At 62.9% G+C, this 12,450-nt stretch carries 13 protein-coding genes and 1 tRNA gene; 3 read left to right on the top strand and 11 right to left on the bottom strand.

Annotated features, from left to right (window positions below; genetic code table 11):
- Positions 1-12 precede the first annotated feature (12 nt).
- Positions 13-1,191: a patatin-like phospholipase family protein gene (locus tag KI610_RS06845; protein WP_226497910.1), complete on the top strand. Its 1,179-nt coding sequence runs from the start codon at positions 13-15 to the stop codon at positions 1,189-1,191.
- Positions 1,188-2,549 (top strand): tetratricopeptide repeat-containing protein, encoded by a 1,362-nt coding sequence (locus KI610_RS06840; RefSeq protein WP_226497909.1) that lies wholly within the window; start codon positions 1,188-1,190, stop codon positions 2,547-2,549. The genes KI610_RS06845 and KI610_RS06840 overlap by 4 nt, the downstream gene beginning before the upstream one ends.
- A 5-nt stretch (positions 2,550-2,554) precedes the next feature.
- Here KI610_RS06840 and KI610_RS06835 read toward each other — a convergent pair whose 3' ends face one another.
- From KI610_RS06835 to KI610_RS06815, 5 genes are all read right to left on the bottom strand, one after another.
- Positions 2,555-5,554: an EAL domain-containing protein gene (locus KI610_RS06835; RefSeq protein WP_226497908.1), complete on the bottom strand. Its 3,000-nt coding sequence runs from the start codon at positions 5,552-5,554 to the stop codon at positions 2,555-2,557.
- Entirely contained in the window at positions 5,551-6,576 is a 1,026-nt protein-coding gene (locus tag KI610_RS06830) for a cytochrome-c peroxidase (RefSeq protein WP_226497907.1), read from the bottom strand. Before KI610_RS06830 ends, KI610_RS06835 begins: the two co-directional genes overlap by 4 nt.
- 73 nt (positions 6,577-6,649) lie before the next feature.
- Positions 6,650-7,183, bottom strand: a complete 534-nt coding sequence (locus KI610_RS06825; protein WP_226497906.1) for a chorismate--pyruvate lyase family protein — start codon at positions 7,181-7,183, stop codon at positions 6,650-6,652.
- Positions 7,183-7,626 carry a DUF192 domain-containing protein gene (locus KI610_RS06820; protein ID WP_226497905.1) on the bottom strand — a complete coding sequence of 148 codons (444 nt, stop codon included), beginning with the start codon at positions 7,624-7,626 and terminating at the stop codon, positions 7,183-7,185. Before KI610_RS06820 ends, KI610_RS06825 begins: the two co-directional genes overlap by 1 nt.
- The gene (locus KI610_RS06815; RefSeq protein WP_226497904.1) at positions 7,619-8,194 is read right to left on the bottom strand and encodes a pseudouridine synthase; all 576 of its coding nucleotides are present in this window, start codon (positions 8,192-8,194) and stop codon (positions 7,619-7,621) included. The genes KI610_RS06820 and KI610_RS06815 overlap by 8 nt, the downstream gene beginning before the upstream one ends.
- A 179-nt stretch (positions 8,195-8,373) precedes the next feature.
- Between KI610_RS06815 and KI610_RS06810 the strand changes: the two genes are divergently transcribed.
- Positions 8,374-8,979 carry a Yip1 family protein gene (locus tag KI610_RS06810; protein WP_226497903.1) on the top strand — a complete coding sequence of 202 codons (606 nt, stop codon included), beginning with the start codon at positions 8,374-8,376 and terminating at the stop codon, positions 8,977-8,979.
- Positions 8,980-8,986: 7 nt separating this feature from the next.
- Here KI610_RS06810 and KI610_RS06805 read toward each other — a convergent pair whose 3' ends face one another.
- The 6 genes from KI610_RS06805 to KI610_RS06780 form a co-directional block, all read right to left on the bottom strand.
- Positions 8,987-9,517, bottom strand: a complete 531-nt coding sequence (locus KI610_RS06805; protein ID WP_226497902.1) for a hypothetical protein — start codon at positions 9,515-9,517, stop codon at positions 8,987-8,989.
- 10 nt (positions 9,518-9,527) lie between these two features.
- Complete coding sequence (locus KI610_RS06800; RefSeq protein WP_226497901.1) at positions 9,528-9,869, bottom strand: 4a-hydroxytetrahydrobiopterin dehydratase; 342 nt, start codon at positions 9,867-9,869, stop codon at positions 9,528-9,530.
- A 57-nt stretch (positions 9,870-9,926) separates the two neighbouring features.
- Positions 9,927-10,475 (bottom strand): hypothetical protein, encoded by a 549-nt coding sequence (locus tag KI610_RS06795; RefSeq protein ID WP_226497900.1) that lies wholly within the window; start codon positions 10,473-10,475, stop codon positions 9,927-9,929.
- A 23-nt stretch (positions 10,476-10,498) separates the two neighbouring features.
- Positions 10,499-10,768 (bottom strand): DUF3460 family protein, encoded by a 270-nt coding sequence (locus KI610_RS06790; protein WP_226497899.1) that lies wholly within the window; start codon positions 10,766-10,768, stop codon positions 10,499-10,501.
- Positions 10,769-11,023: 255 nt separating this feature from the next.
- Positions 11,024-11,108: transfer RNA gene (locus KI610_RS06785), tRNA-Leu, on the bottom strand.
- A gap of 77 nt (positions 11,109-11,185) precedes the next feature.
- Positions 11,186-12,430: a nucleoside recognition domain-containing protein gene (locus KI610_RS06780; protein ID WP_226497898.1), complete on the bottom strand. Its 1,245-nt coding sequence runs from the start codon at positions 12,428-12,430 to the stop codon at positions 11,186-11,188.
- Positions 12,431-12,450 lie beyond the last annotated feature (20 nt).

Genomic DNA, 12,450 nt, shown 5'->3' with positions numbered 1-12,450 from the left:
AAGGAGACTCCCGTGAATCAGCAAGTCCTCGCCCGCATGAAGGCCACCGGCCCGAAAAAAATCCTCGCCTGCGACGGTGGCGGCATCCTCGGTCTGATGAGCGTCGAAATCCTCGCCAAGCTCGAAGCCGATCTGCGCACCCGTTTCAGCAAGCCCGACCTCGTCCTCGCCGACTATTTCGATTTCGTCTGCGGCACGAGCACCGGCGCCATCATCGCCAGCTGCATTTCGACCGGCATGAGCACCGAGCAGATCCGCAAGTTCTACACTGATAGCGGCAAGCAGATGTTCGACAAGGCGTCGCTGCTCAAGCGCCTCAAATACAGCTACAACGACGAACCTCTGGCCAAAAAGCTGCGCGAGGAGCTCGACAAGGCGCTGCACCACACCGCCAGCGCCGCCGAACCGAATGCCGTGCTGGGCGATGCAGGGCTGCGCACGCTGCTCATGATGGTCATGCGCAACGTCACCACCGATTCGCCGTGGCCGGTCAGCAACAATCCTCTGGCCAAATACAACGATGTGACGCGCCCCGACTGCAACCTCAAGCTGCCCCTCTGGCAACTGGTCCGCGCCAGCACGGCCGCCCCGGTCTTCTTCCCGCCCGAGGTCGTCACCTTCGGCGAGGGCACGGCCAAACCCTACGAGTTCATCTTCGTCGATGGCGGCGTCACGACTTACAACAACCCGGCCTTTCTCGCCTTCCAGATGGTCACCGCCGCGCCGTACAAGATCAGCTGGCCGACCGGCGACGACCGGCTGCTCATCGTTTCGGTCGGCACCGGCAGCGCCGCCAAGGCACGGCCTGACCTCGATGCCGACGACCTGTGGCTGGTCGACAACGCCAAGAATCTGCCAGGCGCCCTCATGAATGCCGCCTCGGCCGGCTGGGACATGGCCTGCCGCGTCGTCGGCGACTGCCGCTTCGGCCCGAAGATCGACCGCGAAATCGACGACCTCGTGCCGAGCGAGACCTGCCCGATCACCTCGACGATTCCCAAGCAGTTCGCCTACGTTCGCTACGACCCGGATGTGTCGCAGGACGGCCTCAACAAGCTCGGCCTCGCCGATATCAAGGCGGAACAGGTCCAGGTCATGGATTCGGTCAAGCACATGCCGGAAATCCAGCGCGTCGGCGTCGCCTATGCCGCCAGGAACGTCAGCCTCAAGCATCTTAGGGGCTTCGCATGACTACCTGTTTCGTCATCCAGGGCTTCGGCAAGAAGACCGACTACACCGACGGCCGCGTCCTCGACCTCGACGCCTCCTACGCCATCATCAAGGAAGCGGTCGAGGCGGCCGGGCTGCAATCGATCCGCGCCGACGAAATCCAGCATTCGACAGTGATCGACGTCCCGATGTACGAAATGCTGCTGCAGGCCGACGTTGTCATCGCCGACCTGTCGACCTACAACGTCAATGCCGCCTACGAACTCGGCGTGCGCTACGCACTGCGCCCGCGCACCACCATCGTCGTCGCCGAGGAAGGCTTCAAGAATCCCTTCGACGTCGGCCACATCGCCATCCGCCGTTACAAGCACCTCGGCGAGGACATCGGCGCCAAGGAGGCGGTGCGCTTCAAGAACGATTTGAAAACGGCGATCATGGAAATCCTCGCCTCCAACCGCGCTGACAGCCCGGTTTACACCTTCCTGCCGCAACTGGCCCCGCCGCAGATGGCCTCTGCGCAGGCCGCTGCTCCGGCTCCCGCACCGGCCGGCGCAGCATTACCACAGGCGCGGGGCGGCTTGTTCACCGTGGCCGTCGCCTGCCCGCCGGGACTCGACACCGACCAAGCAGCTGCCGCTACGCCCGAAGCGCTGGCCACGCCCAAGGCGATGCTCGACGAGGCCTTGGCCAAAATCAATCCGCCCGCCGGCGAGGCGAGCGACTTTGCCGGCGCCCGCGCCCTGCTCCAGAAAGTCAGCGAGCTGCGCCCGAACGACCCCTTCGTCACCCAGCAACTGGTTGTCGCCACCTACAAATCAAAGCAGCCCGATGCGCAAAGCGCCTTGATTGAAGCGCGCGGCATCATGGAAAAATCACTCGACCCGGTGTCCACCAACGACCCGGAAACCCTCGGGCTGTGGGGCGCCATCCACAAGCGCCTGTGGGAACTCCAGTCACGCCCGGCTGACCTCAATGCTGCGGTCGACGGTTACGAACGCGGATTTTCACTACGCCGCGACTGGTACAACGGCATCAACTACGCCTTCCTGCTCGACCTGCGGGCGGTCGAATGGCTCAAGGCCGGCAACAAGGACGACGCGATTGCCGACTCGGTGCTCGCCCGCCGTGTCCGCAGCGAAGTAGGCCGACTTGCCCTGGCGCCTGCCGCCGACAAGGATGCCGACCCGAAGAAACGCTTCTGGGCCGTCGCCACGCTGTGGGAGGCCGCCCTCGGCCGCGGCGATGCAGCCGAGACAGCGCGCTGGGGCGCCGAGGTGGAAGCGCTCGCCGTGCCGCAATGGATGCAGGACACACGGCTCGACCAGGGGCGCAAACTGGTCGAATTGCAGAAGACATTTGCCGCGCTCTCGGCGGTTTGAGCTACCTAACTCCGGCGGACGCCGACCAGGCGTTGCAGTTGCAGGAGTAGTGCCAACGTCTCGTCGCGCGCGGCGAGGAGATCGGGGATCAGGGTCCGTGACGCCTCGATCCTGCCATCGCGCCAGCAGTTGTCGATCTGGCTGGCAATCTCGTGGATGCGCTGGTGCGGGCGTTCGATTTCGGCAAAGACCGGATGGCTTTCGTAACGCCGCCGGGTTTCGCCGAAATACCACTGGCCGAATTCGCACTTGCTCGTGTTGTCGAGGTGAGAACATGGCGCCGGTTGCCCCTCGTTGGTGGCATAGACGATCTGGCTGACCCAGTTACGCAGCTGGATTTCGGCAATCAGCATGGGGTAATCGGCGGCGTCCCAATACAGGTCGCTGATCTCCCGCCACATCGGGTCGGGCTGCCACTGTCTGACCCAGTCGACGATCTTTTCGGCCGGCATCGGCTTGGCGATGCCGTAGCCCTGAGCGTGATCGCAATTGAGCTGAAGCAGCAGGCGGCCGTGTTCGACGGTTTCGACACCTTCGGCGATGATTTCGCGCTGGAAGGCGCTGGCCAGGCTGATGACGCCCTGGACGATGACCAGATTGTTGTAATCGCTGAGAATTTCGCGGACGAAGCTCTGGTCGATCTTGATGATCTCGGCCGGCAGACGCTTGAGGTAGGTCAGCGAGGAATAGCCGGTGCCGAAGTCGTCGAGCGAGAAGCGCACACCGAGAGCACGACATTCGTCGATGACCCGCGAGGTCTTGGCGACATCTTCCAGCGCCGCAGTTTCGAGAATTTCCATTTCGAGCAGATGGGCGACGCCGGGGTGGAGAAACAGCGCGGCCTTGAGCTTTTCGACGAATTCCGGGGCCTGCAACTGCTTGCTGGCGACATTGACGCTGACCGTCAGATCGAGCCCGGCCGCGTGCCACACCTCCATCTGGCCGAGCGCCATTTCGATGACCCAGTCGCCGATCAGCTTGACCATCACGTCATCGTTGATCAGCGGCAGGAATTCGCTCGGCGCCAGGATGCCGCGCTCCGGGTGGTTCCAGCGGATCAGCGCCTCGGCACCGGTCACCTTGCCCAGGCGCATGTTGACCTTGGGCTGGTAGTAGAGGACGAATTCGTGATCGTCGAGCGCCTGGCGGATGCGGTTGACGTGGTCGCGCCGGCTGCGCGTGTGGCGGTCCTGCTCGGCGTCGAAAATCTGGAAGCAGTTCTTGCCGGCCTGCTTGGCGCGATACATTGCCTGGTCGGCATGGCGCAACAGGGTGTCCGGGTCTTCGTCGTCGTTCGGGAACAGCGTGACCCCGATGCTGGCCGAAATGCTGATGGCTTCGGGCAGGACGGTCAGCGGCTTGGCGATCTGGGCTTGCAGGCGACGGATTGCTTCCTGGCATTCGGCTTCGCTGGAAAAACCGAGCAGGAGCAGGACGAACTCGTCACCGCCGAGACGGGCAACGGTGTCGCCGCCGCGCATGATCTGGCGCATGCGATTGGCGATTTCGATGAGCACCATGTCGCCCGCGCCATGCCCCCAGGTGTCATTGACCGGCTTGAAGCCGTCGAGATCGAGGTAGCAGATGGCCATCAGCGTGGTCGTCCGACGGGTCTGGGCGATGCCCTGGACGAGGCGGTCGGCGAGCAGGGTGCGGTTCGGCAGCTCGGTCAGCGGATCGTAGTAGGCCATCTGCGTGAGCTGCGACTCCTGCGCCTTGAGGCGGCCGATGTCGGAGAAGACGGCGACGTAGTTGGTGAGTTTGCCGGCACTGTCGCGCACGGCAGAGATCGACAGCAGCTCGGGGTAAACCTCGCCGTATTTGTTGCGATTCCAGATTTCGCCGCGCCAGCTATCGGTTTCGTTGATGCTCTTCCACATCGCCTCGTAGAACTCGCGGTCGTGACGACCGGACTTGAGGACGCGGGGATTGCGCCCGATGACTTCGCTGCGCTCCCAGCCGGTGATGCGCGAGAAGGCCGGGTTGACGTCGAGAATATTGCCCGAGGCGTCGGTCAGCGTGATGCCATCGTGGGCACTGCGGAAGGCGGTGGCGTGCAGGATCAGCTGCTTCTCGACAGCGAGTTGCGCCGCGTAGCGCTCGCCAAGTTCGCGATTGGCCGTGGCCAGCGAGCGGCGAGCCAGGTCGAGCCGAAAGAACAGATAGGCCAGGAAAGCCGTGAGCAGAATGGCCATGGCGTACAGCGCCATGCGGTAACGGGTGACCGCATGGTGCGCCCGGGCATGTCCGGCCGCATACTTGCCGGTGAGTTTTTCGAGCAGTGCGTCGCTGCGCAAATTGCTGATTTCGGCCATCAGGGCCTCGAGCGAGCCGAGTCGCTGGCCGATGCTGTCGCCGTGGCGAAGAATGTTGTCGACCAGGTGTTTCTGCGCCGTTCCCCCGGCGAGGTCAGCCAGTTCGTTGCGCGCGGAAAGAACGCGGTCGCCCCCCTCCTTGCTTGGGGTGTGGGCAAAAGCCAGCACCTCGCGGGCATATTTGCCAACCGGATCGCGCAGGCTGCCCGGCAGCGAGGACAGGAGCTGGGTATCGAGGAAGGCCGAGGTGGCTATCGGGAAGAAGGAAATCGAATTACGCAGGATGGCGTTGTCGCGCTTGAACTGGTCGACCATCCCGGCCTTGCGGGTCATCGCCGCGGATAGCTCGCCGGCCACGGTGGCGACCGCCGCGCGATCCTCGGCAGCGAGAAAGCCCGGGGCATCGCCCACTTCCCTGGCGAGCAGCTCGGCCCGGCTCATGTAGCTGGTCATCGCGTCGTAATTGCGCACCTGCTCGAGGCGATTGGCCAGGATTTGTCCGTCCACGCGGGCGTTGAATTCGCCCAGATCGCGCAGTTTCTGCGTATAGGCGAAGTGCACTTCCGGCGAGACGCTTTCGGCCAGGTAAAACAGCCAGCTCAGCGCCGAGACGAAAATGCCGACGAACAGGGCAAGGCCCAGCCGGAAGTAGCGTGGCGAGATGCCCAGCAAGGATTCGGGAAGGCTCATTGCAGCCGTTTTCCTTCCCATTCGCCGGTCAGGGTTTTGAGGAATGCAGTCAGTGCCTTGACGTCTTCGCCGGAAAGTTCGCGGCCCAACTGGTAACGCCCCATGATGATCACCGCCTCTTCGAGCGATTGGGCCGAACCGTCATGGAAGTAAGGCGGCGTGACTTCGACATTGCGCAGGCTGGGCACCTTGAAGACGTTCTTGTCGATGTCGAGGCCGGACACGTTGAAGCGGCCGAGGTCGGCCTGGCGGCTGGTATCGTTCGCGAGGTAACTGCCCATGACGCCAAAACGCTGGAACATGTTGCCGCCAACGCCGGCGCCCTGATGGCAGCTGGCGCAACCGTAATCGAGAAAACGCTGGTAGCCGGAGCGTTCGAGCGGATCGAGCGCCTCCTTGTCGCCACGCAGGAAGCGGTCGAAACGACTGTTCGGGGTGAGTAGCGTGCGCTCGTAGGCGGCAATGGCATCGACGATCGTGTCGCCGCTGATGCCCTGCGGGTAGATCCGGCCGAACTCCCGGCGATAGTGTTCGTCGCGGCTGAGTTTGGGTATGACTTCGGCCCACTTGGAGGCCATTTCGAGCGGATTGTGCACCGGCCCGGAGGCCTGGGCTTCAAGGCTGGCGGCGCGACCATCCCAGAACTGGGTGAAATTCAGGCTGCTGTTGAATACCGTCGGGGCATTGACGCCCCCTTTCCGGCCTTCGATGCCGACCGAAACGGGCTGGCGGTCGCTGCCGCCGCTGTCTAGCTGGTGGCAGGTGGCGCAGGAAACGGTGTCGTCATGGGAAAGACGGGGATCGAAAAACAGGCGTTTGCCGAGGGCGACCTTGTCGGCCGGCAGGTCCGGCACGGGGGGCAAGGGCAACAGCGGGCCGGAACCCGAAAGCGTGCTTTGCAGCGAGGTGCTGTCGAGGCTGGCCACGGTTTTGTCGGCAGGAGCATCGCTGCGCATGCCCCAAAAAGCAGCAGCAAGCGCCAAGGACACCAGCATCAGGGCCAGGAATTTTCGGAAACTCATCGTTTGATTATAGAACTGGCCAGGGTTTCATGGCGAACAGGCACCGGAAGCGCGGCGCGAAGGAAGGCAAGAATCAGCAAGCGAGAAAAGCCACGGCCGGCAAAAACACTTCAGTCACCAGCACCTGCTGCGCCCCGAGGCGATGCAGCGAGCGGCGAGCCCACAGGGTGTCGCCGGCCATGCCCAAAGCTGCGGCACGCTGGAAAAGCGGGTGACGCTTGTCGAGCCGGCGAAACTCGATGGCGCCGCGTTGAAAACCGGGATGGGTAAACAGCAGCGAGCCGAGCGAGTTGCTGCCGAGGCGGGACAGCCAGCGGCTCAGGCGGCCATTGCTGGCGGTGGACAGCGTGGTGTGGGCAAAAATGACCGGCACGCCGTCGCATTCGAGCGCCACCTCGCGGACCCAGGCCGGGTGGCGCGATGGGTTGAGAAGCAGACCTTCGTCAGCCAGCGCATGGCCCTTTTCGTAACGCAGCAGGCGGACGCGAAACTGGCGGCTGTGGCGCTGGCAACGTGCCGTCAGCGAACCCGGCTCGGTCAGCCAGGAGGCCAGGGCAGCATCGAGCGGCCCGCCGATCGGGCGGGGACGCCATTCGTTTCGACTCATTATTGGGGACGCGGCGCCTTGTCGAGGCCGCCGAGCTTGACGCCGGGCTTGATGCCGCGCTGGGCGAACCAGCCGAGGTTCATTTCCAGCGCATAGCGGGCCGGGCGGCGGGCGCAGTGGTTGTCTTCGGTTTGCGGCTGCATGTCTTCGATGTTGATGATTTTGCCCTCCGCATCCATGAAGGCGACCGAGAGCGGCAGCAGCGTGTTGCGCATCCACATGCAGTGGGTGTTTTCCTGGGTGAACACGAAGAGCATGCCGCGCTGGGTCGGCATGGCCTTGCGATTCATGAGGCCGACCTGACGGTTCTGGTCATTGGCCGCGACTTCCGCCTCGATGCGGTGGAAGCCGGCGCTCAGCTCCATGACTGGCATGGCGCTCTGCGCCCAGGCCGTTGCGCTCATGGCCAGGCCGACCAGCAGGCCGACGAGTGTCTTATTCATTGAATTTTCCTTGCAAATCCTGGTAACTGCCGTCGATCTTTCGCCATTCACCCAGCGCCAGACCGTCCAGCGTCGCCGCCCCGATGGCAGCCCGTATCAGACGGAGCGTAGGATAACCGATGGCCGCCGTCATCCGCCGCACCTGGCGGTTCTTGCCTTCGGCAATGCGGATTTCCAGCCACGAAGTCGGGATCGCGGCGCGGTAGCGGATCGGCGGATCGCGCAGCCAGAGTCCGGGCGGTTCGCCGATCAGCCGTGCCTTGGCTGGCTTGGCGGTGAAGTCGGAAAGCGCGATGCCGGCGCGCAGTTTGTCGAGCGCGGCCTCGTCGGGCACGCCTTCGACCTGCGCCCAGTAGGTTTTTTCCAGCTTGTGTTTGGGGTCGGCGATCCACGCCTGCAACTTGCCGTCGTCGGTCAGGATGAGCAGGCCTTCGCTGTCGGCATCGAGCCGGCCGGCGACGTATACGCCCTTGACCGGGATGAATTCATCGAGCGCCCGCCACTTTCCCTCCGGCGTGAACTGGCTGAGGACGCCATAAGGCTTGTTGAAGAGGATGACGGAAGACACGCGGGCGGGTTTCACGAACGGGGCAGGATTTCAATTTTCGCCGATTTTTCCCGTTGACCGTAGGAGTGGTCGGAAAAAGGCGGAACCGGGACGGAAGAACGAATCTCTAAACATTGTCCCGCTCCTGCCGTTGCCGCACCCGGCGTCCGGCACTTTTGGCGGCGACAAGGAGGTTCATCATGTCCCTGACTCATTTCCCGGCGATGCTGACATCGGAAACCGAGGGTTGGTCCGATATTGAACGCAGCCATCCGCCCGCCCGCTCCCTGATGTTCGGTCTGGTCATGCCGCTGTCGATCATTCCCCCGGCGATGGTCGCCTTTGCCGAACTGGCTTATCCCGGCGCAATTTTTCCGCTTTCCGTGCCGGCGATGACCGGCGGCCAGTTGCTGGCCAGCGGTATCGTTTTGTTCGCCGTGCAGTTGGCCATGGTTTCCTTCATGGCCATGCTGATCCAGCGCATGACCAGCGATCAGGATCACGATCCCGGTTACGAGAAGGCCTACACGCTGGCGGCCATTGCGCCAGTGCCGCTGTGGCTGTCGTCGCTGGCCTTGTTCGTGCCCAGCCTGACGGTCAATGTGCTGGTCGTGGTGGCGGCCTGGTTCGCTTCGGCTGCGCTGATCCGCCACGGCGTGCGGCCGCTGCTCAAGGTTAACGACGAGCGCAAGGCGCATTACATCTCGAATCTGGTGACGGCAACCGGGGTCATGGCCTGGTTCGCGCTGATGATCATTTCAGCCGCCCTGCTCAGCGTGCTACACGGACTGGCGGCGATGTTCTGAAGGCGTTCTAGCCGCGCAGTTGGTGAAAGCTGTCGAGAAAGGCCGACTTGGCATCAAGCGGCATGAGCGGCCGGATGCTTTCGGGCAGGGGCAGGATGTCGCGAAGATTGGCCCAGGCTTCGGTCGAGTGCGGCATGAGGTCGCGCTTTTCGGTAGCCAGGGCAATCAGGTCGGCGACCTTGATCGCCGGATCGAGGTGCTCAAGATCGACAGCGAACCGCTCGCCGATGATCTGCATGACGCGAGCTTCGATGGCACTGAACTCAGGAAACAGATTCTTGAGCGGCTTGACCATGTCGCCGAGGTAGGCTTCGGCGGCGTCGTGCAGCAGGGCCGCCAGTCGTAGCGGCGCGGGCACCAGTTGCATGACCATCAGGCTGTGCTGGGCCACCGAATAGAACTCCCGCGTCTGGCCGTTGAAACGGCACTGATAGGCCAGACCGTGCGCGATGTCCTCGATGGCGACATCATCGATATGCGGGCGGGTGAGGAAAAAGCGGTGACCGAGAAAGGTCGAAACGTAGGGGCTGTCGATCATGACCGCCAGTTTATACGTTTAGCAGGTTGCGCTCGATCTTGGCGGCACAGATGAAATCGTTCTCCGACAGTCCGCCGATGGCGTGCGTCGAGTAGCGCACCCGGCACGTCCGGTAGCCGACCTCGAGATCGGGATGATGATTCTCGCGATGCGAAATCCAGGCAAGCGCATTCACAAAGGCCATGGTTTCGTAATAGTTGCGGAACTGGAAAGTCTTGCTGATCTCGCCGCCCGTTTGCCCCCAACCATCGAGGCTCGGCAACAGCCGGTCGATTTGCTCCCGAGATATGGGCGGCGTGCCGCCTTCGCAGGGAGCACAACTCTTTTCGCTCAGATTGCAGACGGTTTCCATGGCATGACTCCTCGTTGGCACTTGATTGCCGGACAAGGGCAATCAGGCTCGGCACCTTCAGTGACTTGCCGGTGACTGTCGGTGGGCAAACTCGCGGGCGGCCTGATTGTAATTGGCGATGCCGTCGACCTGATCAACCGGCAAAACCGGCGCGGGAATATCGACCGGGATGGCATTGGCCCGGGTCAGTGGTTGCGCCTTCGTAAAATCGGCCTGGTGGGCGGCGGCGAGGAGCGCCGAGTAAACCGGATTGAACCGGCTGTTGGCGATGGCGCGCTGCGCCGGGTTATCTATCAGCGATTGCAGGGCAAGCCGGGCCGCCGAGGTGTCGCGCCGGGCGGCCAGAAGTTCGGCATTGAGGGCGCCGGCTTGGCGAGGTACCGAAATGACCGGAGAGGTCTGGCCGGGGGCGCTCTGCGGCAAAGTGCCGGCTGTGGCCGTTGCCGCCAGACGGCGCCCCTGCTCCGAGAGGCTGACAATGCTGGACGGCGTCCCGGCCACAACCGCATTTCGCGTTGCCGGCGTCGCCAATGCCCTGGCGGCGAACGGAGTGATCGGATTCACGCTGCCGAGCGAGACGGGCTGAAAACTCAAGTTGATGGCCATGGCGACGCTCTTCCGATGGGCGCCTAATGCTTCGTGGCGCGCCAGGCCGAACTGTAAAAGCCGTAACCATCAGCCTCGACGCTGTCCTGCTCGGCCTTTTGCTGATCCGCCAGATCGACTTTCTTGTCCCAGTAGAGCAGGCGTCCGTCGTGCTGATCGACGAGTGCCTCGGGATGATCAACGAGAAACTGATCAATGAAATGCGTGTATTCCGAGACATATCCGCGGTCGATTTCGCCGGCCGGGTGCTCGGTGCTGCCCGGATGGAACAGCCTGCTGATGAAATTGCTCATCGTCCTTCCTTTCACGCCAGAAGGTTGCTTATTCGCCTCCTGACTTCAGGCGGCAGCGAATTCCGTTATGGTCAGGGCGCCGCACCTGTCGCGAATGGCCTGGATTGCTTCCATTCAATCTTTCGATTCAGCAGGAACGGCAAGGTTCCCGCCGGCAAGGTTTAGTCAATCGATTGACCAAAACAGCGACGCGACATGAACAAGCCGGGAATGACATACGGAGGAATTGATTCTGAGTGTATTCATCAGAATTATTGGTGCCTTGGGCGAGACTCGAACTCGCACAGCTTGCGCCACTACCCCCTCAAGATAGCGTGTCTACCAATTTCACCACCAAGGCATTGCCGCCGTCCGGAGATTGCTTCCGGCGACGAAGGGGCGCGATTCTAGCGGGGAATTGCCTCGCTGTTAAGCCCCTCAGTGGTAAAACGCGTAGCCGATCAGAATGGCGCCGACCAGCCCGACAGCATCGGCGATCAGGCCGCAAGCCAGGGCGTAGCGGGTTTTGGTGATGTTCACGCTGCCGAAATAGACGGCCAGGACGTAGAAGGTGGTTTCGGTCGAACCCTGGATGATGGCGGCCAGTTTGCCCTGGAAGGAATCGACGCCATAGGTCGTCATGACATCGACCATGAGGCCGCGGGCGCCGCTGCCGGAAAGCGTTTTCATGAGGCCGACGGGCAGGGCCGGGACGAAGTCGTCGTTCATGCCAAGCGCCAGGACGAGGCTGCGGATGGCGCCGATCAGGTAATCCATGCCACCTGTCGTGCGGAAGACCGAGATGGCGACGAGCATGGCGATCAGGTAGGGAATGATCTGGACGGCGACGCCGAAACCTTCCTTGGCGCCGTCGACAAAGCTTTCGTAGACGTCGATGCCGCGCCACGCAGCGACGGCGACAAAGAGCACGATGATGGAGACGATCAACCCGCTGCCGAGCAGGCCGATCATCTGCGCCATCTGCTCGGCTGGCATGCCGGCCAGCCAGAAATAGAGGCCGGCCATGAGCCCCGCGAAGCCGGCGAAGAAGGCGAGCACTGGCCGGCAGAACAGGTTGATGCGCTGCCAGATGGCGACTGCGATCAGGCCGGCGCAGAAGGAAACGAAGGTACCGAGCAGGGTCGGCAGAAAGATATCGGCAGCGTTGAAGCCGACCAGCCCCTGCTTGAGCGCGATGCTCTGGCGAATGGCGATGACCGTGGTCGGGATCAGCGTGATGCCGGCGGTATTGAGGACCAGGAACATGATCATCGGGTTGCTGGCGGTATCTTTTTGCGGATTGATTTCCTGCAGTTCGCGCATGGCTTTGAGGCCGAGCGGCGTCGCCGCGTTGTCGAGGCCGAGCATGTTGGCGCTGGCGTTCATGACGATGCTGCCGCTGGCCGGATGGCCGACCGGGATGTCGGGAAAGACGCGGCGGAAGAAGGGGGCGACGAGGCGGCTGAACAGTTCGATCAGCCCGCCTTTTTCACCGATTTTCATGATGCCCAGCCACAGGCTCATGATGCCGACCAGGCCGAGCGAGATGTCGAAACCGGTCTTCGCCGTGTCGAACAAGCCGGTCAGGACGCGCGTGAAGATGTCGAGGTCGCCCTGCAGCAACTGCGCCACCGCGGCGACAAAGCCGACGAGGATGAAGGCGACCCAGATTTTATTGAGCACAGGTGGCGGCGCGGAATGGT

The organism is Ferribacterium limneticum, assembly GCF_020510565.1.
GTDB lineage: Bacteria > Pseudomonadota > Gammaproteobacteria > Burkholderiales > Rhodocyclaceae > Azonexus > Azonexus limneticus_B.
This window is presented reverse-complemented; position numbering and strand designations above follow the sequence as displayed.

What these genes read in the sequence shown, in the direction of transcription:
- KI610_RS06840 (WP_226497909.1), top strand. Translation starts at nt 1,188, where the DNA reads ATGACTACCTGTTTCGTCATCCAGGGCTTCGGCAAGAAGACCGACTAC.
- KI610_RS06835 (WP_226497908.1), bottom strand. Translation starts at nt 5,554, where the DNA reads ATGAGCCTTCCCGAATCCTTGCTGGGCATCTCGCCACGCTACTTCCGG.
- KI610_RS06830 (WP_226497907.1), bottom strand. Translation starts at nt 6,576, where the DNA reads ATGAGTTTCCGAAAATTCCTGGCCCTGATGCTGGTGTCCTTGGCGCTT.
- KI610_RS06825 (WP_226497906.1), bottom strand. Translation starts at nt 7,183, where the DNA reads ATGAGTCGAAACGAATGGCGTCCCCGCCCGATCGGCGGGCCGCTCGAT.
- KI610_RS06820 (WP_226497905.1), bottom strand. Translation starts at nt 7,626, where the DNA reads ATGAATAAGACACTCGTCGGCCTGCTGGTCGGCCTGGCCATGAGCGCA.
- KI610_RS06810 (WP_226497903.1), top strand. Translation starts at nt 8,374, where the DNA reads ATGTCCCTGACTCATTTCCCGGCGATGCTGACATCGGAAACCGAGGGT.
- KI610_RS06805 (WP_226497902.1), bottom strand. Translation starts at nt 9,517, where the DNA reads ATGATCGACAGCCCCTACGTTTCGACCTTTCTCGGTCACCGCTTTTTC.
- KI610_RS06800 (WP_226497901.1), bottom strand. Translation starts at nt 9,869, where the DNA reads ATGGAAACCGTCTGCAATCTGAGCGAAAAGAGTTGTGCTCCCTGCGAA.
- KI610_RS06795 (WP_226497900.1), bottom strand. Translation starts at nt 10,475, where the DNA reads ATGGCCATCAACTTGAGTTTTCAGCCCGTCTCGCTCGGCAGCGTGAAT.
- KI610_RS06790 (WP_226497899.1), bottom strand. Translation starts at nt 10,768, where the DNA reads ATGAGCAATTTCATCAGCAGGCTGTTCCATCCGGGCAGCACCGAGCAC.